The following is an 18,281-nucleotide window of genomic DNA, read 5'->3' on the forward strand; positions in this document are numbered from 1 at the left end:
CGGGCACTCGTCGGACACCTCCGGCCTGGACACCCCGGCTCTCGGCACCTCTCGCCCGATTACGGTCGGTCGACGTCCGGCATCGTCATCCGGTGCCGGACACGCGGGTCCCGAAGATCGGAAACGAGCTGGGCGACGGAGCCCCCGGGCCGTGGAGTAAGTCAGCCCGGCGTCAACCGCCGGTCGCGGGTCAGAGCTTCTCCAGCGGCGCGTACGCCAGCAGCAGGGTCTTCTCTCCCCCGCCACCGAAGTCGATCTTGACCTTGGTCTTCTCCGCGACGCCGTCCACCGACACCACCGTGCCCAGACCGAACTGGTCGTGGGTGATCCGGTCACCGGGGGTGAGGTTGGGGATCTGCCTGCCGCCGGGCTTCCTCGCCGGGGCGGGGCGGGAGTCGCGGCGGGTGGCGGCGCTCCAGGCGCTCTTCTCCGGGTCGCTGCGCCAGTCGACCAGCTCGGACGGGATCTCGGCGACGAACCGGGACGCCGGGTTGAACGCGGGTGAGCCCCAGGAACTACGGACGGCCGCCCTGGAGATGTAGAGGCGCCGCTCGGCCCTGGTGATGCCGACATAGGCCAGGCGACGCTCCTCCTCCAGCTCCTTGGGCTCGCCGAGAGAGCGCATGTGCGGGAAGACCCCGTCTTCCATGCCGGTGAGGAACACCACGGGGAACTCCAGCCCCTTGGCGGTGTGCAGCGTCATCAACGTCACCACGCCCTGGCCGCCGTCGGCCGCCGGGATCTGGTCGGCGTCGGCGACCAGGGAGACCTGCTCCAGGAACTCGACCAGCGTGCCCTCGGGATTCGCCTCCTCGAACTCTGAGGCGACCGAGATCATCTCGTCCAGGTTCTCCAGGCGGCTCTCGTCCTGCGGGTCGTTGGAGGCGGTGAGCTCCAGGCGGTAACCGGTGCTCACCAGCACCTCCTGGGCCAGCTCCGAGGGCGTCATGTCGTCGGCCTTCACCATGAGCTCGTCCATCAGCGCGACGAACTCGCCGATGGCCTTGAGCGAGCGGGTGGCCATGCCCGGCGCCTCGTCCGCCCGGCGCAGCCCCTCCCAGTAGGGGATCCGCTCCCTGGTCGCGAACGCCTCGACCATCGCCTCGGCCCGCTCGCCGATGCCGCGCTTGGGCACGTTGAGGATGCGGCGCAGCGAGACCACGTCGTTCGGGTTGGACAGGAAGCGCAGGTAGGCGAGCAGGTCGCGGACCTCCTTGCGCTCGTAGAAGCGCACCCCGCCCACCACCTTGTAGGGCAGACCGGTCCGGATGAAGATCTCCTCGAACACCCGGGAGGCGGCGTTGGTCCGGTAGAACACGGCGACCTGGCCGGGAACGACGTCCTCGTGGTCGGTGAGCCTGTCGACCTCCTGGGCGACGAACATGGCCTCGTCGTGCTCGTTGTCGGCGACATAGCCGATGATCTTCGCCCCGGCGCCCTGGTCGGACCAGAGGTTCTTGGGCTTGCGGCTCGCGTTGCGCGAGATCACCGCGTTGGCGGCGGACAGGATCGTCTGGGTGGAGCGGTAGTTCTGCTCCAGCAGGATCGTCCTCGCCTCCGGGTAGTCGCGCTCGAACTCCAGGATGTTGCGGATCGTCGCACCGCGGAAGGCGTAGATCGACTGGTCGGCGTCACCCACCACGCACAGCTCGGCCGGAGCGACCCTGCTCTCGCCGCCCTCCCTGACCACGTCACCGTCGGCGGTGCGCGGCTCGGGACGGCCCGCGATCTCGCGGATCAGGGTGTACTGGGCGTGGTTGGTGTCCTGGTACTCGTCGACCATGATGTGGCGCCAGCGGAGCCGGTAGTGTTCGGCCACGTCGGGGAAGATCTGGAACAGCGTCACCGTCAGCATGATGAGGTCGTCGAAGTCCATCGCTCCGGCCTCGGTGAGCTTCTGCTGGTAGTTGCGGTACGCCTCGGCGAGCTTGCGCTCCAGATGGGTGGACGCCTGGGCCGCCGCCGTCTCATAGTCGATCAGCTCGTTCTTGAAGTTGCTCACCTGGGCGGAGAACGACCTCGGCGGGTAACGCTTGGGGTCGAGGTCCATCTCGCGGCAGACCATCGCCATCAGGCGCTGGGAGTCGGCCTGGTCGTAGATGGAGAAACCCGAAGGGAAGCCGAGGCGCTTGGCCTCGCGGCGCAGGATCCGCACGCACGCGCTGTGGAAGGTCATCACCCACATCGCCGCCGAGCGCGGGCCGATGAGCCGGTCGACCCGGTCCTTCATCTCCCTCGCGGCCTTGTTGGTGAAGGTGATCGCCAGGATCTCCTGCGGCTGCACGCCCCGCTCACCCAGCAGGTAGGCGATGCGGTGGGTGAGCACCCGGGTCTTGCCGGAACCCGCACCCGCGACGATGAGCAGGGGGCTGCCGTGGTGCACGACGGCCTCGCGCTGCTGAGGATTGAGCCCGTCGAGCAACGGATGGGTCAGGGAAGAGGCTGGGATCGACACGTCCCCTAGGTTAGAACGACCGACCGACAACCGGGTCCAGTCGTCGTCAAGGAATGCGGGTGGACTCGCCCACGGTTGTGATGACCGAGCGGTACGCGGAAAACGAAAGGGTCCTCCCATGCTTTCGGAAAACGAGATCAGCCGCGTGCTCGCGGTCACCGCGCATCCCGACGACGTGGACTTCGCCGCCGCGGGAACCATGGCGCTGTTCACCGCGCGAGGTGTCGAGGTGACGTACTGCGTGGTCACCGACGGTGACGCCGGCGGCTTCGACCGCGAGCTGGACAACACCGGGATGGCCGAGCTTCGCCGGACCGAGCAGTCCAACGCCGCCAAGGCCGTCGGAGTGACCGACGTGCGCTACCTCGGCCGCCACGACGGGACCGTGGTGCAGAGCCTGGAGCTGCGGTGCGAGATCACCCGGGTCATCCGCCAGGTCAGGCCCGACCTGGTGATCACCCACAGCCCCGAGCGCAACCACCGGTTCATCGCCCCCAGCCACCCCGACCACCGGGCGGTCGGCGGCTGCACCCTCGACGCCGTCTATCCCGACGCGCGCAACCCGTACACCTTCCCCTCGCTGCTGCTCGACGAGGGCCTTGAGGCGTGGACCGTCCGCGAGGTCTGGCTCAACGGCGGCCCGACGCCCGACCACTACGTGGACGTCACCGACACCTTCGACCGCAAGCTCGCCGCCCTGCGCGCCCACGCCAGCCAGATCGACCACCTGGATGACTTCGAGGACTTCCTGCGGGGCCGCTTCTCGCAGATCGCCACCGAGGCGGGCTTCGGCGAGGGTCGCTACGTCGAGGCCTTCCAGCGGGTCATCACCGTCTGATCTCCCCGCGCGCAGGCCGGGAGGGCACGGCCCGGGGAGAGCCGGGAAAGCACGGCCGAAGGCCGAGACCGGGAGAGCACGGCCGGACCCGCCGGCGCGGGGTCACCTCGGCAGCGGGCCGCGGCCCGAGGCCGGCTCCTCCGGCGGGGCGAGGCGGGCGAACAGGTAGCCCAGGGAGTTGGTCGCGACGTGGAACAGCGCGGGAGCGGCGAGACCGCCCCTCCTGCGCAGCTCGGTGAAGAGCACCCCGGCGAGGCCCGTCGTGACCACCGACCCGGCCACGACGCGCGCCACCTGCCACGCGGGCGCCCCCTCCGGGCCTCGTGGCACGCCCGGCGCGTCCGGTTCGGCGGGCACAGCCGGTACGCCGGAGCCCTCCTCGCCTCCCGTTCCCCGCGCGCGAGAGGCGAGGGCGACCGGTACGCCGGGACCTTCGCCTCCCGTCCCCTCCGTACGAGAGCCACGGGAGCCACCGGAGCCCGCGGCGTCGGGGACACCGGGAACGTCAGGGGCGCCGGGAGCGCCGGGGGCGCTGAGGGCCTCCCCCGTGGCCAGGCGGCTCAGGGCGGGGTTGGCGGCCATCATGTCGACGGCGGGCAGGATGTGCCAGAGACCGAAGAGGACCGAGGAGACGGCGGTCGCCGTACCGTGGCCGTGCGAGCGGGCGACGAGGGCGTGCGTCACCCCGCGAAAACCGACCTCCTCCAGCAGGACCGTGCCGAACGGCACCTGGATCAGGGCCTCCTCCAGCGCGCGGGCGCGCGACAGGGACAGGGCGCGCTCGTCGCGGAAGAACCTGCGGGTGGCCGGCACGGCGATGCCGACGGCGTAGGCCCCGGCCACGGCGGAGGCGAGCGCGCCGCCGATCCGCAGACCCCGCGAACGCCGGTGGAACCCCAGCTCGGCCCAGGAGAGCCCGGAACGGCGGGCCATGACGACCAGCGCGCCGGTGGCCGCGGCCGAGGTCAGCGGTGCCAGCCTCGGCGCCAGGCGGTTGTTGAGCACGTTCGCCGCCACCAGCACCGCCACCGCGCCCGCCAGTGTGCCCGGCAGAGCGCCGGGCACCGCCTCGGATCCGGCACGGGCGGCTCGCTCCGGTTCGCGTTCCATGCCCACGACTCCCTCGGACGTCGTCTCGCGCCCCGCCTGCCGGGCCGCGCCGGGGATCGCGACCTCGGGTCCGCCCCGCGCCTTCGATGATCCCCGCCGATCCGGCACGAATCCGGTTCGAGGCTACGCGACGGGGGCCCGGCCCGTGGCGGCCTGGCGCCAGCCGTCGGGAAAGCGCAGGCCGCGGCGTTCCTTCACCGTCAGGCCACCCCAGATCCCCTCCGGCTCGGCCGCGCGGAGCGCGTAGGCCCGGCACTCCTGCAGCACCGGACACCGCTCGCAGACCGCCTTCGCCCGCGCCTCGTGCTCGGCCGACTGCGTCAGCGGGAAGAACAGCTCGGGATCGCTCGTACCGCAGGCACCTCGCGCGGCCCAGCCGATCTCCCGCACCGTCATCCGCATGCCATCACCCCCTGGTCGCTCCCCGCCCTCAGCGTAGGTGGACCGGGACGGCCCGGCATCAACCTCCCGGCGGATTCATGCGTACTCATCGCGGCGTACTTTCGTCGCGGCCTGGTCAGGCGGGTGCCCCGCCCGGCGGCTTCTCCGGCTCCCGCGCGGTGACTCCGGACGCCCAGGCGTGAGGCCGCGCGAGGCCATCGCGGACGTGGTCCCCGGCTCCGGGCCTCTCTGCGCCCATACCTCAGCAGGCGCTCGTTCCCTGGTTGTAGCCCTTGACGAACAGCTCCTGGCGCTGCCCCGCCGTGCCGTGGGCGTCCGGACGCAGCCAGTCGTCGGTGGGATCGCCGGCCGCGGCGAGGTTGAGCAGGAGTTCGTCCTCGTCGCCCGGCTCGGTCTGCAGCGCGCCGCCCTTGACCAGCGCTCCCAGGGTTCCTCCGGCGTAGCAGTCGGCCTGGAGTTCCTGCTCGATGCTCAGCCGGAAGGCGGTGTTCAGCTGCGCCTGCACCGCGTGGCCGAACTCGTGCGGAATGATCACGTAGACCGAGCCGTCGCCCATCCGCTCGTAGAGATCGTTCATCCAGCCCTCGTCGTAGGCGATGAAGTGCCCCACCGGGCAGTAGAAGGCGTTGTTCGGCACCGAGGGCTGCCCGCCGCAGTCGGGCCCGTTCTCCCCCTGGTAGGCGGTGAACGCGGCGACCGGGCGGTAGGTCAGCCCCGCCGCGGAGAAGGTCTGCTTCCAGTAGGCCTCGGTGAGCTCCCTGGCCAGCTCGACGTCCGACTCGAACGTCTCCCCGCGTGCGCTGGGCGTGGCCCGCTCACCGGCGGGACCGGCCTCCGGTTCCGTGCCCTTCCCGACGCTCCCGCAGGCGGTGACGGCCGCGAGCACGAGCACCAGGAGAAAAGAGAACGCTCTCATGAATCCATCGTGACGGAGTCTCGCTCCCCGCGCGCGGAATCGGCACGACCGGGGTTCAGGGGGACGGCCAGGTGTGGACGGGCTCGTTGGTGTGCATGTTCTCGATGTACCGCAATGTCATCCGGCGCAGCGCCTCGTGCCTTTCGAGGTCGCCGAACGCGTTCACCGTGTCGATCTGCCAGCTCGCCCCGGTCGTGCCCGTCAGGCAGCGCTGCTCGACGATCCCCAGTAACCGGTCCCTGGACTCGGGGGCCACGCCCCACAGGTCGAGTCCCTCGTGGGCGAGCGGCAGCAGGCGGCGCAGGATCAGTTCGGACGCGGCCACCTCGCCGAGCCCCGGCCAGAAGAGCCTGGCGTCCAGGCCGTGTCGTGCCGCGGCGTGCAGGTTGTCCTCGGCCGCGGCGAACGACATGCGCGTCCACACCGGGCGCTCGGCGTACGGCAGGACGCGCATGAGCCCGTAGTAGAAGGCGGCATTGGCGGCGACGTCCGCCACCGAGGGCCCGGCCGGCAGCACCCGGTTCTCCACCCGCAGGTGCGGGGTGCCGTCCACGACCGCGTAGATCGGCCGGTTCCACCGGTAGACGGTGCCGTTGTGCAGGGTCAGCTCGCCGAGTTGCGGGGTGATCCCGCGTGCCAGTTCCTCGCGCGGGTCCTCCTCGTCGCACAGGGGCAGCAGCGCGGGGAAGTAGCGGGCGTTCTCCTCGAAGAGGTCGAAGACCGAGGTGATCCACCGCTCGCCGAACCACACCCGGGGCCGGACGCCCTGGGTCTTCAGCTCCACCGGGCGGGTGTCGGTGGCCTGCTCGAACAGCGGGATCCTGGTCTCCTGCCAGAGTCTGCGGCCGAACAGGAACGGCGAGTTGGCCGCCAGCGCCACCTGGGGGCCCGCGATGGCCTGGGCGGCGTTCCAGTTGGCGGCGAACGCCTCGGGGCTGACCTGGAGGTGCAGCTGCAGGCTCGTGCAGGCGGCCTCGGGGGTGATGCTGTCGGCGTAGGTCTCCAGGGACTCGTCGCCCTCGATCGACAGGTGCAGGTCCTCGCCCCTCGCCGCGAAGATCTGCTCGTTGAGGAGTTTGTAGCGGGGGTTGGCCGACAGCGTGCCCTCGTGGACGTCGCTCTCCCGCAGCGTGGGCAGGATGCCGACCATCACCATGTGCCCGCCGACGGTGCGGGCCCGTTCCTCCGCGTGGTTGAGACGGTCCCTGATCACCTTCTCCAGCCGGGCCGCGCCGTCTCCCTCCAGCGACTCCGGCAGGACGTTGATCTCCACGTTGAACTGGCCCAGCTCGGTCCCCCAGTCGGGCTCGGCGATCGCCTCCAGCACCTCGGTGTTCTTCATCGTGGCCTCGCCGCGCTCGTCCACGAGGTTGAGTTCGATCTCCAGCCCGGCCCGAGGGCTGTCGAACTCGAACCTGGACTCGCGCAGCAGCTGCGCGAAGACGTCAAGGCACCGCCGAACCTTGTCCCGATAGCGCCGCCGGTCCTCGCGGCTGAACACCATCGCGGGTACATCGCGTCCCATACTTCGCAGAGTCGCACATAAGTAACTGCTCGTACAGGAGGGGGTGAAGGTTCAGACCAGTCGGCGCGCCGTGGCCCAGCGGGACAGCTCGTGACGGTTGGAGAGCTGCAGCTTGCGCAGCACGGACGAGACGTGGGTCTCCACGGTCTTCACCGAGATGAACAGCTCCTTGGCGATCTCCTTGTACGCGTACCCCCGGGCGATCAGCCGCAGGACCTCGCGCTCGCGCTGGGTGAGCGAGTCGAGTTCGGGGTCGATCGGCGGGGCCTCGCTGGAGGCGAACGCGTCCAGCACGAACCCCGCCAGCCTCGGCGAGAAGACCGCGTCGCCCTCGGCCACCCTGCGGATGGCGTCGGTGAGCTCCCGCCCGCTGATGTTCTTGGTCACGTATCCCCGCGCGCCGCCCCGGATCACGCCGATCACGTCCTCGGCCGCGTCGGAGACCGACAGGGCGAGGAAGCGCACCGTGGAACCGGAGCCGAGGACCCGGCGCAGCACCTCCTGGCCTCCGCCACCGGGCATGTGCACGTCGAGAAGGACCACGTCGGGCCCGAGCGCGGCGATCGCCTTGACCGCGGACTCCACGTCCTCGGCCTCCCCGATCACCTCGATGGACTCGCCGAGCTCGGCCCGTACCCCGGAACGGAACAGGCGGTGGTCGTCGACGATCAGGACCTTCACCACGCTCATCGGACTTCCCCTCGCGGTCCTGAGGTCCGCCTTCCGGCCGGTCGCACGACTTCGGCTCGCTCGATACTCACGTCTTCTCCAGCTTCATGGTCAGCATCACTTCCGTGCCCTCGCCGGGCTCGGTCCGCACCCGGGCGCTGCCCCCGTGGCGTTCCATCCTGCCGATGATCGACTGGCGGATACCCATACGATCCTCGGGCACCTCGCTCATGTCGAACCCGGCCCCCCGGTCCCTGACGAAGACGGTGACCTCGTCCGGCTCCGTCTCGGCGTACACGGAGACGACCTCGGCACCGGAGTATTTCGCGGCGTTGACCATGGCCTGCCTCGCGGCCTGCATCATCGCGGACAGTTCGGGGGTGAGCGGGCCGTCGCCGACGCAGACGACCTCGATCGGCACCCCGTGCGCGTCCTCCTCCTCGGCCGCGACCCGCCGCACGGCCGCGGCCACCGACGCGTCGGCGTCCTGCTGGGGCTGGTAGAGCCAGTTGCGCAGCTCCCGCTCCTGGGAGCGGGCGAGCCGCATCACCTCGCGCGGGTCCTGGGCGTTGCGCTGGATGAGCGTCAGCGTGTGCAGCACCGAGTCGTGCACGTGGGCGGCCACCTCGGCGCGTTCCTCCTGCCGGATGCGCTCGCGGCGCTCGCGCTGAAGCTCCTTCCACAGGGCGGCGAGCCAGGGCGCCGCGATCAGCGCGACGCCGCCCACGACCACCATGGTGAACACGATGCCGGGACGGGCCTTGCCCAGCTCGTCGTTGGCCACCAGGAAGCCGATCGCGCCGACCACGACGAGCACGAGCCCGAGGAACGTACGGACCCGGTTCTGGCGGACCTGCCCGACGGTGTGGTTCATCCAGCGCTGCCGCCGGTCGGGGTCGGCCTGCTGCCACAGGATCAGCGAACCGATGCCGCCCACGGCCAGCGGCCAGGCCCCGATCCCGGTCTCCGAGGCGCCGGTGAGCCAGCCCAGGGCTGTCAGCGCCAGCCCGATCGCGCCGTACGCGGCGAGCTGGCTCCAGTCCCTCGAAGGCTCCCTGCCCTCGTGCGGCTCGCGCGGGGTGAACATCCACAGCGCGGCGTACGCCAGGGTGCCGAACCCGCCCAGAACGGTGAGCAGCACGAAGGTCAGCCGCAGCACGACCGGGTCGAGCCGGAGCTGGGCGGCGGCGCCCTGGGCCACCCCTGCGATCAGCCGTCCTTCCACCGGCCGCACAAGGCGGGGGAAAGGGGCTTCTTCGGGTGTCACGGGCGCCGAATCACGAACTGTCTGTCGGTCAGCCATATCGTCAGCATCGTCACATGAATCAGCCTGCCACTGCATCAGGCGTTCCCCTGAAGCGACCCTGAGAGAGGCATCCCCCCTCCGGGACGACTCAGGGGTCTCCCGGATGCGTCACGGACCGGGAAAGGCCACGATTGACCATATGAACGACACCGGGCGGGCCCATGGTCCGGCGAGCTCGCCGTCCGCCTCCTACCTCTCGGGAAAGCGCTCCGAGGAGCGTTTCGAGGAGCACGGCCTGAAGCGCAGCAACGAGGGACGGATGCTCACGGGCGTCTGCGCGGGGCTGGGGAGATACGCCCAGATCGATCCCGTGGTGCTGCGGGTCGGCTTCGCGGTCCTGGTGCTCGGCTCCGGTATCGGCATCATGCTCTACCTCGCGGCGTTCCTGCTGATGCGCGAGACCGACGGCGGCCCCGGCTACTTTGAGCAGTGGACCCGGCGCGACTTCGACAGCGAGACGGTCCTGACCCTGCTCACCGGCCTGTTCGCCCTCGGGCTGATCGTCAACGTCTCCTCGGACGGCATCGGCACCGGCACGGTCGTGGTCGGTACGGTGTTCGCGATCGCCCTGCTCGCCGCCCACTCCCGCGGGGTCGACCTGCTGGCCGTGGCCAGGTCCCTGCCCGATCGGCTGCGCAGGCGCCGCACCCCGCACCCGCCCGGCGGGTGGCCGGGCTCGTCCACCCCCGCAGGACCGCCCGGAGTCGGCGAACGGGACCCGGCCGCCCACGCCGCCGCGCCCTGGGCCACCGGCCCCACCGCGTACGCCGAAGCTCCGACGGCAGGCCCTCCCGGCACCACCTCGGGAGACACCGCTCACGCCGCGGCGCGGCCGGGTGGCGAGGCGGTCACGGAGCCGTACGCGCCCGAGGCCGGACCGGGCTCCACGACGTCCCATCCGCCCTCCACCCCGCAAAGCCCCACCGGGCATGCGCCGGGCATACCCCCCGGTCCCGCCATGCCACCGCGGGAGGCACCCGGCGAGACCCCGCAGGACCCGTATTACGCCCACACGAGGCCGTCCTTCGACTCCTCCGGCGCGCCCTTCTCGCCGTACGGCCCCTATCAGCCTCTGGATCCCCGGAGGCGGCAGCCCTACTCCCCCTACGACCCGGCCGCGTACGGCGGGCCGGTGGTGGCACCACCCGGCCCGCGACGGCCCAGGTCGCTCGTCGGGAGCATCACCATCTGTCTGGCCATGATCGTTGGAGGGGTCATCGTGGCGATCCAGTCCGCCTCGGGATCGGTCAACATGACGGTCGCCGGCGGCGCGGTACTCGTCGTCATCGGCGCCGGCCTGCTGGTCGCCACCTGGTTCGGCCGGGGAGCGGGACTGGTCGCGACCGGCACGATCCTGTCGATCGCCCTGGTCGCGGGGCCCACGCTGGGCGGCATGCCGAAGAAGTTCGGCGACTTCGACTGGCGGCCCGTCACCCTGTCCGAGGTGGCCCGCGACTACTCGGTGGGCGTGGGAGCGGGCAGACTCGACCTGAGCGACCTGGTCCTGCCCCAGGGCTCACGGACCATCGTGGACGTCTCGATCTCGGTCGGCTCGATAAGCGTGATCCTGCCCGCGACGGCCAGAGTCGAGGTGAACAGCTCCACCAGGTTCGGCGACATCAAGATCGACCACGCGGTGGAGGGAGGGGCGGACATCGCGCACAACAAGATCCTGGAGCCCGAGGTGCCCCCCAAGGGCGACGTGGCGACCATCGTGCTGAACGTGAAGGCCGGCATCGGGGACGTGGAGGTGCGCCGTGCGGCCTGACATCGACAGGGCCGAGCAGCGTCGCGTACACCGCACCGACTGGATGGCCCTGCTCAGCGGCGTGGTCTTCATCGCGGCCGGGATCGTCTTCATCAGCGAGCCGTCCGTCTCGCCACTGGTCATGCTCACGATCCTGGTGGGCGGCCTGGGCTTCGCGGGCCTGGTCACCATCCTGGTCAAGTCCGTCCGGCGCTAGAAGGCCGGTGTTTCACCCGGCGACGGGCGCTCCGGAGTCGCCGCAGCAGGCGCACCCACGCCGACCGGCGCGCGGGGCCGCGACCGACCCGGCTGAAGATCCGCCCCCGAGCAGGACCTAACGGTGAAAGGCCAGATCAGGCATTAGAGTCGGAGCATGTCCGCCCTGGAGTTCGTCAGCACCGTCCGCGCGACGCGGGCCGGCCTCACGGACACGCTCGCCGACGTGGCGGGCATGACCGCGTGGGGCCGGGCGCACGCCGCCGAGCTGGGGATCGACTCGGAGTTCGTCGCCTCCGAGCGGCTGCGGGTCGAGGTGGTGGAGCTGCGGCAGGCCGTACGGGCGCTCTTCGCCAGGGCGGTGAAACCGGGCACCGCGAGCGGCGCGGACGCGCACCGGCTTCCCGATTTCGCCGAGTCGCTCGACCTGGTCAACGCCGCGGCTCTCGCCGTGCCGCTCGCCGCGCGGCTGGAGTGGCCCGCCGAGGGCGTTCCCCGGGCACGCAGCGTCCACGGCGACGGGGTCACGGAGTCGGAGCGGATCCGGGCGGCCCTCGCGACGTCGGCGATCGAGCTGCTCGCCGGGCCTCAGCGGGAGCGGCTCCGCACCTGCCCCGCGCCGCGCTGCGTGCTCTACTTCCTTAAGGACCACGCCCGGCAGGAGTGGTGCTCGGTCGGCTGCGGCAACCGTGCCCGCGCGGCCCGCCACTACCACCAGCACCGCGACGGCTGACCCCTCCGGGATCCCCTCACGAGTGCCACGTGAGCCGTCACCGCGTCGGCTCCCCCTATTCCCCGCGCACGGGTGTTTCCCCACGCACGGGTGCGAGGCGGCGCGAACCGGCACCGGAACTTCGGCCACGAAACACCGCGAACCAACACCGAGACCCCGGCCACGGAATGACATGAGGCGGCACCGGCCCCCGGCCGCGGAACGACGTGGGGCGGCGCCGGGACGACCCATCTCATGTCCGCGTCTCCAAGGCGGGCCGCACCCGCGACACCCGCGCCGAGCTCACATCGAGGTCTTCTCCATTGTGATTTACACCACAAATTTATAATGGGAAAAATGCCAGTTATGCGTTAGATTCATCCTGCAGCCAAACTAACGGGCCGATCCGTTAGAAAACCTGACGGGAGAGATCAGATGACCTTCCAGACCGGCCATGTCGGCCTCAACGTCTCCGACCTCGACAGGTCCAGGGACTTCTACCTGAAGATCTTCGGCTTCGAGGTCCTCGCCGAGTCCGGTGAGGCCGACCGCAGGTACGCCTTCCTCGGTCTCGACGGCACGCTGATGCTCACCCTCTGGCAGCAGAGCGAGGGCCGCTTCGCCACCGGTCTGCCCGGCCTGCACCACCTGTCCTTCCAGGTTCCGGACCTCGATGCGGTCCGCCGGGCCGAGGACGCGATCAGGGAGGCCGGCGCCACGCTCCACCACGACGGCGTGGTGGCGCACGGCGAGGGCGCGTCCTCGGGCGGCGTGTTCTTCGAGGACCCCGACGGGATCCGGCTGGAGATCTACACGCCCACGGGCGTCGAAGGCTCTCCCGTACCGGTGGCCGCCGCTCCTACCTGCGGCTTCTTCTAGATGCCCATGGAACACGCCGGAGAGCTCGCGGTCCAGCGAAGGGCCGGGGTCCGCGCGGTGGCACTGGGCTCGGCCAGGACCCGGCCGGAGATCCCGACGGTGGCGGCCGAGTTCCTGGGGCGACAGCGGATGCTGCTGATCGGGGCGACGGGACGGGACGGGCTCCTGTGGGCGTCCGTCCTGACCGGGCCCGAGGGATTCGCGGAGGCGGTGGACGAGCGGACGGTCGTGATCGACGCGGTGCCCGGCGAGCACGACCCGCTGACCAGGCTGGACGGGGGCCAGATCGGGATGCTCGCGATCGAGCCGCGGAGCAGGCGCAGGATGCGGATCAACGGCACGGTCTCGCGGCAGGGCGACCGGCTGATCGTCCGTACCGAGCAGACGTACGCCAACTGTCCCAAGTACATCCAGGCACGAGAGATCGTCACGGAACCGGTGGGACCCACCTCCCGAACTCCCGGCTCCGCCGATCCCCACGGAGACTCCCCGGAAGCTCCCGGCTCACCCGATCTCCATGAAGGGACCTCCGGCCCTCCCGGCGCCGCCCCCGCCGGTTTCTCCTCCGCGACGGCGTTCGGCGACGACGACCGGACCTGGATCGAGGGCGCCGACACGTTCTTCGTCGCCACCACCGCCCCCGGCCTCAGCACCGACCTGTCGCATCGGGGCGGCAATCCCGGGTTCGTCCGGGTGCTGGACGACCGGCGGCTGGTCTGGCCGGAGTACGTCGGCAACTCCATGTACATGACGTTGGGGAATCTGGAGTTGAACGATGACTGCGGCCTGCTCTTCCTCGACTGGGAGGGCGGCGGCGCCCTGCACCTGACCGGACGTGCCCGCATCGACTGGGATCCGGGGGACGTCCCGGGTGCGGAGCGCCTGGTCAGGTTCGAGGTGGACCGGGTCGTCCGCGTACCGGAAGCCAGCCCGCTCCGCTGGAGGTTCACCGAGTACTCCCGCCACAACCCGCCGGTCTGACCGCGCGGCTGGACGCATCGCCCTCGCCAACGCGGGCAGTAGGAAGGAGAGGACACGAATCTGGAGCGTGGACACGGACCGCCGTGAGGGCCCAAAGGGACTCCAGGGCGGCATACTGGCGATACGCCCCCGTGTAGTCGTAATGTCGCGACAGCGGCCGACCGGCAAGGAGCGGAGCGATGGCGATGCGGTTCGAGCACGAGTTCACGGTTCCCCTGCCTGTCGAGCAGGCGTGGCCGGTGCTGCTCGACGTCGAGCGGATCGCGCCCTGCCTGCCGGGTGCCGCCGTGGACAAGGCCGAGGGCGGCTCCTACACCGGCCGGATGAAGATGAGGATCGGCCCGGTCACGGTGACGTACCAGGGCGACGTCGCCTTCGAGAAGGTGGACGAGGACACCCACACCATGACCATCAGGGCCTCCGGCAAGGAGGCCAAAGGTCCGGGCACGGCCGGCGCCACGGTCGTCGCGCGCCTGCACCCCCAGGGGCGCGACACCCGGGTCACCGTCGACACCTCCTTCGACGTGACCGGCCGTCCGGCCCAGGCCGGCCGGGGCGTGCTGACCGAGGTGGGCGGGAAGCTGATCGACAAGTTCGAGGCCAACCTCTCCCGCCTGCTGGGCGAGGGCTCCGGCGCGGAAACGACCGGCGTGGGCGGCCGGAGCGCGGCCGGGAAGCCGGAGGCGCCCGACGACGTTCCGGCGATCTCGGAGAGCTGGGGTCCCGGCCCGGCACGTCCGGCCGACTCGGACTCGGCGGACTCGACGCCCCCCGGCGCCGGGAGCCCCGGCACCACCGGCTCGGCGTTCCCCGGCCCCGCGGGCTCCACCGGCCACGGCGCCGAAGGCCCCGGTGGCCCGGGATCGGACACTGCGGCCCCTGGCGCGGCGGCGTCCGGACTGGGCGGCCCCGGCGGCCCGGAAGGACTGAACACCCCCGGCGCCCCGGCGGCACCGGGACGTCACCTCAGCGCGGTGCCCACACCGCCCGGCCTCTCCGTCAACGAGGAGGCCGAGTCCCGCCAGAGTCACCCCGCGGGCACCTCGCGCACCTCGCTCAGCCCGGAAGAGGAGGCCCTGAACCTCCTGGAGGTGGCGGGCATGCCCCTGCTCAAGCGCATCGGCCCCCTGGTCGCCGCCCTGGCGGCCCTCATCCTGCTCACCTGGCTGATCCGCCGCGCCCTACGGCACTGACCAGCTGTCAGAGCGTCTCCCACGATCGTCAGTAAACGCACTTTTCGACGTCGTCCGACGTGCTGCCGGAGCCGAAGGTCCTGGTCGACGATATCGACACCGCTTTCGGCTGACCTTCGCAGCCTGTTGATACGACATGCACGCGTCGTGCCGCGCTGCCCGCTTGTGGGGCCTTCATGGTTGCGCACGACGCAGGGCACTCGCACTGGTTCGATGACTGCCTTGTTCGTAGTACTTCAGCCTGCCGGCCGATGTCGTCTCATTTGCACCGCCCCAGAAGCGGTTCGTCGAAAAGAGCGAGTTCGTCGGCAGCTGGAGCCTGGAAGCTCTTCGCATACTCCTCAAGCAGCTCGCGGTTGATCGGGACCGTCCCGGGCGCACCTTCCCGGTTGCGGGCCTCCAGACGGCGGCACAGCTCGTCGATCGGCGCGGTGAGATAGTGCAGTTCGACGGGAAGACCGAGTGCGCGGGCTCCCAGACGCTTCTCGTCGCGCTCGGAACGCGCCCAGAAGCCGAACTCCAAGATCACACTCTGCCCCAGCCTCAGCAGATCCTGAGCGTGCTCCCAAAACCGCCGCTCAAGCCGGTCCCGGGTGTGCTCGTCGAACAGGTCGACGCCGAGATCGGCCATCCATTCGTCCGGGCACAGCCGCACCGCTGGAAGCTCTCTCGCCAAACGCCTGGCCAATGTCGTCTTCCCCGAGCCGGGCAGCCCGCACAGCAAGATCAGCCTGGATTCCGGGCTCATGTCCTCCCTCAAGAGTCATGGCGAACCTGGGCCGGTAGAGGCCCTGGAAGCCGTGGGCCATCAGAGCGGGCGAGTTCCCCGACAGAGATCATGTACCCGGAACATCCGGTGAGCCATCCGTTGCGGACAACAGCGCCTATACCGCTTCGTGCTCCCCTTGCCGGTCGCGAGCGGGGCGGCACTCGCGGAGGCGAGAAAGATCCCCGAGGGCGCGATCGGCTCAGAAACACACGCCGGCGTCGGCCGGGGCTTCCACGATCGGTCAGACCTCGCCTCGCATAAGCCGTTCGATATCGCGCCAGAACTTGTCGAAGGAAGGCGCGGCTTTACGGGCCTGCTCCAGATCGAAGACGTCGGCCAGCCCTGCCTGGTCCACGGTCGGCCGGTACGACGTGCCGTCGTTCTTCCTGGCGGAGAGCCATTCTTTGGCACCACGAATCTTCTCCGGATCCGAAGGCGGATCCAAGGGATCGACGAGACCTCGGCAGCCGGACAGCGACGCCGCAGCGGCCAGGAACCATGCCTCGAACTCCCGATGAGCGAGCACCACCGAGATCTCCCGGTCACCACGCGCTTGACGGGCCCGTTCCAGGAGCGCGGGACCGAGGGAGGCCGGGCAGTCGTCGTCCGAGTCGATCAGCAGCAGGATCCCGCCGGCACCGGTCACCTGGTAGGAAGCCTGGAGAACGGCGCTCTCGACTCCGCCTGGGGCGATGAGCTTGCTCCGCGGGATACGACGAGGCTGAGGAATCCGTAGGTTCCAGACCGAGAGCGTGCCGGCGATCCTGCGGAGCAGGACGGGAAGCGCGGAGACCTCGCCGTCGCCCTCCACGATGGCGGCGATCGTGACCGGACCGGCTCACCGGGGGAGGCACGGTGATCGGATCGGTCATTCGCCCGCCTCAGGTTGGAGCTGGCCGCCGCGCATCAACTCGCCCAGTGTGGTTCGTTTTTCTTCGACGAGACGACGGCTGACCTCGTCGATCACGCCGATCACGGTGACCCCGCTGTTCATCGCCACCACCCGCACACAGGTCGGATCGAAGTCGTCACGGTCGAGCAGGTCGGCGCTCTGCGTGGTGATGACGACCTGGACACGCTCGCTCGCCTCGGTCAGCGCGTCGAACAACGCACCGGCGGCGGCAGGGTGGAGCGCGGTCTCCGGTTCCTCGATCACCACCAGTTTCGCCTGCCCGTCCAGCACAAGGGGCTGGAACAGCGCGGCGAGCACGCCCGCCGCGTGTAATGTCCCGACCGAGATGGCCTCGGGGCCGAACGGTCGCTCCCCCTCCCGGGTGCGGAGCTCCACGGTCGAATATCTGTCGATGAGCCGCTCGTCCACTCCCAGCGCATCCGGCACGATCGCTTTGAGATAGTCGTCCACCCGAGTCTTGAACACGGGATACCTGAAGGCGAGTTCTCCTAGCACGGATCCGATGTGCTCTCCGGAGTAGCCGATCCCCCCAGTCCGCTGATCCGACTGGGGCTGCCGCATCTCATTGATATCCAAGTGGTGAAAAAGCATATCCCGGAGGTCGTAATACACATCACTGAAGTTTCCCCGAGTAGCGGCTAGCGGTAGGTAGAGCCGATCCTGCTCGATGTTTCCTTCGCCTGTGACCAGCCCTGCCGTCACATCAAATCGGGTCTCCCCCGATCCGGACTCTCCCTCGCCCCCATGAATGACGCAGCACTCCTCCTTGACCACTACCTGTCGGCGTCCCGTGGAGTCCCGGCCAATGGTGAATCCGTACTCGACCGGCGTCAGCGTGCCCGCCACCTCGATCACGCACTCCAGATAGATGGTGAACTCGTCCACGGGCTCAGGCACCTGCCGGAACACGTCATCCAACCCACCGTGTTTGGCCACAGCGTCGGCCGGGGTCGAGTTCAGCGCGTCCGCCACAAATCGGAGCGCGTCAACGAAATTACTCTTCCCCGCCCCATTGGGACCCAGCAGGACCAACAGCGGGGTGAAAACGACCTCGCAGGAAGCAATGCTCTTATAGCCGGTCACCCGTACCCGCCTCAGGAACGGCACCGCCTGCTCCATCACACCCTCCGCGCCGTCGCCACACAGATCTGCTCGAATACCTTGGGTGCCCTGGTGCGCTCCTCGGTCACGCCGAGTATGCCATCGGCGCCGCAGGCGGAGTCCAGAACATCGATGGCGGCACCTGGATTGTGCCTGCCCAGTTCGGGAGCGAGCAGCAGACCGATCGCCTTCCGGTTGAGGCCCGTCGACTGTCCACGGATGGTTCTCATGTCACTCGCCTTCCGAAAAAAGGGTCGAATGCCCAGGTTGTCAGACCCTCGTGTGCAAGCCTTACAACATCGTCGAGCTGGGCCGTGCTCGGGGTGCCCGGCGTCGAATCGGGGGACATCAGGAGACATCAGGAGACAAGGTCAGGTCGGGTGGCGAGCACGGTGTCCTCGTCGCCTTGCGACCCGTCACAACCCTGACGCCGTGGCTCCGCCCCGGCGACCAGAGAGCCAGAACGGAGTTGCCCGTTCCACACAACGCCAAAAACAGTGTCATCAGTGGACAAGTAGGACAACTGCCTACTTTTTCCCGGGAATATCT

The 18,281-nt window shown here is 69.9% G+C and carries 18 protein-coding genes; 7 read left to right on the plus strand and 11 right to left on the minus strand.

The window, feature by feature from the left end; translation table 11 throughout:
- Nucleotides 1–190: 190 nt before the first annotated feature.
- Nucleotides 191–2,455: a DNA helicase PcrA gene (pcrA, locus tag ACFY3D_RS07180; protein WP_389976005.1), complete on the minus strand. Its 2,265-nt coding sequence runs from the start codon at nt 2,453–2,455 to the stop codon at nt 191–193.
- Nucleotides 2,456–2,573: 118 nt separating this feature from the next.
- Between pcrA and ACFY3D_RS07185 the strand changes: the two genes are divergently transcribed.
- The gene (locus ACFY3D_RS07185; RefSeq protein WP_350943416.1) at nt 2,574–3,293 is read left to right on the plus strand and encodes a PIG-L deacetylase family protein; all 720 of its coding nucleotides are present in this window, start codon (nt 2,574–2,576) and stop codon (nt 3,291–3,293) included.
- 102 nt (nt 3,294–3,395) lie between these two features.
- Here ACFY3D_RS07185 and ACFY3D_RS07190 read toward each other — a convergent pair whose 3' ends face one another.
- From ACFY3D_RS07190 to ACFY3D_RS07215, 6 genes are all read right to left on the minus strand, one after another.
- Nucleotides 3,396–4,403, minus strand: coding sequence for a CPBP family intramembrane glutamic endopeptidase (locus tag ACFY3D_RS07190; RefSeq protein ID WP_389976008.1), 1,008 nt, complete (start codon nt 4,401–4,403; stop codon nt 3,396–3,398).
- Between the two features lie 123 nt (nt 4,404–4,526).
- Complete coding sequence (locus ACFY3D_RS07195) at nt 4,527–4,805, minus strand: WhiB family transcriptional regulator (RefSeq protein WP_389976011.1); 279 nt, start codon at nt 4,803–4,805, stop codon at nt 4,527–4,529.
- Between the two features lie 241 nt (nt 4,806–5,046).
- Complete coding sequence (locus ACFY3D_RS07200) at nt 5,047–5,721, minus strand: neutral zinc metallopeptidase (protein WP_389976014.1); 675 nt, start codon at nt 5,719–5,721, stop codon at nt 5,047–5,049.
- A gap of 55 nt (nt 5,722–5,776) precedes the next feature.
- The gene (locus tag ACFY3D_RS07205) at nt 5,777–7,246 is read right to left on the minus strand and encodes a glutamate-cysteine ligase family protein (RefSeq protein ID WP_389976017.1); all 1,470 of its coding nucleotides are present in this window, start codon (nt 7,244–7,246) and stop codon (nt 5,777–5,779) included.
- A 51-nt stretch (nt 7,247–7,297) separates the two neighbouring features.
- Complete coding sequence (locus ACFY3D_RS07210; protein ID WP_362502753.1) at nt 7,298–7,936, minus strand: response regulator transcription factor; 639 nt, start codon at nt 7,934–7,936, stop codon at nt 7,298–7,300.
- A 67-nt stretch (nt 7,937–8,003) separates the two neighbouring features.
- Nucleotides 8,004–9,218 carry a PspC domain-containing protein gene (locus ACFY3D_RS07215; protein WP_350943406.1) on the minus strand — a complete coding sequence of 405 codons (1,215 nt, stop codon included), beginning with the start codon at nt 9,216–9,218 and terminating at the stop codon, nt 8,004–8,006.
- A gap of 142 nt (nt 9,219–9,360) precedes the next feature.
- Here ACFY3D_RS07215 and ACFY3D_RS07220 point away from each other — a divergent pair, with 142 nt between their 5' ends.
- From ACFY3D_RS07220 to ACFY3D_RS07245, 6 genes are all read left to right on the plus strand, one after another.
- Nucleotides 9,361–10,989 carry a PspC domain-containing protein gene (locus ACFY3D_RS07220; RefSeq protein ID WP_389976021.1) on the plus strand — a complete coding sequence of 543 codons (1,629 nt, stop codon included), beginning with the start codon at nt 9,361–9,363 and terminating at the stop codon, nt 10,987–10,989.
- Complete coding sequence (locus ACFY3D_RS07225) at nt 10,979–11,185, plus strand: hypothetical protein (protein WP_350943403.1); 207 nt, start codon at nt 10,979–10,981, stop codon at nt 11,183–11,185. Before ACFY3D_RS07220 ends, ACFY3D_RS07225 begins: the two co-directional genes overlap by 11 nt.
- Nucleotides 11,186–11,341: 156 nt before the next feature.
- Nucleotides 11,342–11,917, plus strand: coding sequence for a CGNR zinc finger domain-containing protein (locus ACFY3D_RS07230; RefSeq protein WP_389976024.1), 576 nt, complete (start codon nt 11,342–11,344; stop codon nt 11,915–11,917).
- 414 nt (nt 11,918–12,331) lie between these two features.
- Nucleotides 12,332–12,775 (plus strand): VOC family protein, encoded by a 444-nt coding sequence (locus tag ACFY3D_RS07235; RefSeq protein WP_362896135.1) that lies wholly within the window; start codon nt 12,332–12,334, stop codon nt 12,773–12,775.
- Nucleotides 12,776–12,781: 6 nt separating this feature from the next.
- Entirely contained in the window at nt 12,782–13,756 is a 975-nt protein-coding gene (locus tag ACFY3D_RS07240; protein WP_389976027.1) for a pyridoxamine 5'-phosphate oxidase family protein, read from the plus strand.
- Between the two features lie 179 nt (nt 13,757–13,935).
- The gene (locus tag ACFY3D_RS07245) at nt 13,936–14,949 is read left to right on the plus strand and encodes an SRPBCC domain-containing protein (RefSeq protein ID WP_389976030.1); all 1,014 of its coding nucleotides are present in this window, start codon (nt 13,936–13,938) and stop codon (nt 14,947–14,949) included.
- Between the two features lie 259 nt (nt 14,950–15,208).
- Here ACFY3D_RS07245 and ACFY3D_RS07250 read toward each other — a convergent pair whose 3' ends face one another.
- The 4 genes from ACFY3D_RS07250 to ACFY3D_RS07265 all read right to left on the minus strand — a co-directional run bounded on the left by ACFY3D_RS07250 (nt 15,209) and on the right by ACFY3D_RS07265 (nt 17,962).
- On the minus strand, nt 15,209–15,697 hold the full coding sequence (locus ACFY3D_RS07250; RefSeq protein WP_389976033.1) for an AAA family ATPase: 489 nt from the start codon (nt 15,695–15,697) through the stop codon (nt 15,209–15,211).
- Nucleotides 15,698–15,959: 262 nt separating this feature from the next.
- The gene (locus ACFY3D_RS07255; RefSeq protein ID WP_389976036.1) at nt 15,960–16,529 is read right to left on the minus strand and encodes a DUF4276 family protein; all 570 of its coding nucleotides are present in this window, start codon (nt 16,527–16,529) and stop codon (nt 15,960–15,962) included.
- A gap of 57 nt (nt 16,530–16,586) precedes the next feature.
- Nucleotides 16,587–17,750: an AAA family ATPase gene (locus tag ACFY3D_RS07260; protein ID WP_389976039.1), complete on the minus strand. Its 1,164-nt coding sequence runs from the start codon at nt 17,748–17,750 to the stop codon at nt 16,587–16,589.
- On the minus strand, nt 17,750–17,962 hold the full coding sequence (locus ACFY3D_RS07265; RefSeq protein WP_389976042.1) for a hypothetical protein: 213 nt from the start codon (nt 17,960–17,962) through the stop codon (nt 17,750–17,752). Before ACFY3D_RS07265 ends, ACFY3D_RS07260 begins: the two co-directional genes overlap by 1 nt.
- Nucleotides 17,963–18,281 lie beyond the last annotated feature (319 nt).

This window comes from Streptosporangium sp. NPDC000509 (assembly GCF_042898365.1).
Classification (GTDB): Bacteria; Actinomycetota; Actinomycetes; order Streptosporangiales; family Streptosporangiaceae; genus Streptosporangium.

Bases quoted from the DNA above. Each gene is read 5' to 3' on its own strand.
- ACFY3D_RS07185 (WP_350943416.1), top strand. From the start codon at position 2,574: ATGCTTTCGGAAAACGAGATCAGCCGCGTGCTCGCGGTCACCGCGCAT.
- ACFY3D_RS07190 (WP_389976008.1), bottom strand. From the start codon at position 4,403: ATGGAACGCGAACCGGAGCGAGCCGCCCGTGCCGGATCCGAGGCGGTG.
- ACFY3D_RS07195 (WP_389976011.1), bottom strand. From the start codon at position 4,805: ATGCGGATGACGGTGCGGGAGATCGGCTGGGCCGCGCGAGGTGCCTGC.
- ACFY3D_RS07200 (WP_389976014.1), bottom strand. From the start codon at position 5,721: ATGAGAGCGTTCTCTTTTCTCCTGGTGCTCGTGCTCGCGGCCGTCACC.
- ACFY3D_RS07205 (WP_389976017.1), bottom strand. From the start codon at position 7,246: ATGGGACGCGATGTACCCGCGATGGTGTTCAGCCGCGAGGACCGGCGG.
- ACFY3D_RS07210 (WP_362502753.1), bottom strand. From the start codon at position 7,936: ATGAGCGTGGTGAAGGTCCTGATCGTCGACGACCACCGCCTGTTCCGT.
- ACFY3D_RS07215 (WP_350943406.1), bottom strand. From the start codon at position 9,218: ATGGCTGACCGACAGACAGTTCGTGATTCGGCGCCCGTGACACCCGAA.
- ACFY3D_RS07220 (WP_389976021.1), top strand. From the start codon at position 9,361: ATGAACGACACCGGGCGGGCCCATGGTCCGGCGAGCTCGCCGTCCGCC.
- ACFY3D_RS07230 (WP_389976024.1), top strand. From the start codon at position 11,342: ATGTCCGCCCTGGAGTTCGTCAGCACCGTCCGCGCGACGCGGGCCGGC.
- ACFY3D_RS07235 (WP_362896135.1), top strand. From the start codon at position 12,332: ATGACCTTCCAGACCGGCCATGTCGGCCTCAACGTCTCCGACCTCGAC.
- ACFY3D_RS07240 (WP_389976027.1), top strand. From the start codon at position 12,782: ATGGAACACGCCGGAGAGCTCGCGGTCCAGCGAAGGGCCGGGGTCCGC.
- ACFY3D_RS07245 (WP_389976030.1), top strand. From the start codon at position 13,936: ATGGCGATGCGGTTCGAGCACGAGTTCACGGTTCCCCTGCCTGTCGAG.
- ACFY3D_RS07250 (WP_389976033.1), bottom strand. From the start codon at position 15,697: ATGAGCCCGGAATCCAGGCTGATCTTGCTGTGCGGGCTGCCCGGCTCG.
- ACFY3D_RS07260 (WP_389976039.1), bottom strand. From the start codon at position 17,750: ATGGAGCAGGCGGTGCCGTTCCTGAGGCGGGTACGGGTGACCGGCTAT.
- ACFY3D_RS07265 (WP_389976042.1), bottom strand. From the start codon at position 17,962: ATGAGAACCATCCGTGGACAGTCGACGGGCCTCAACCGGAAGGCGATC.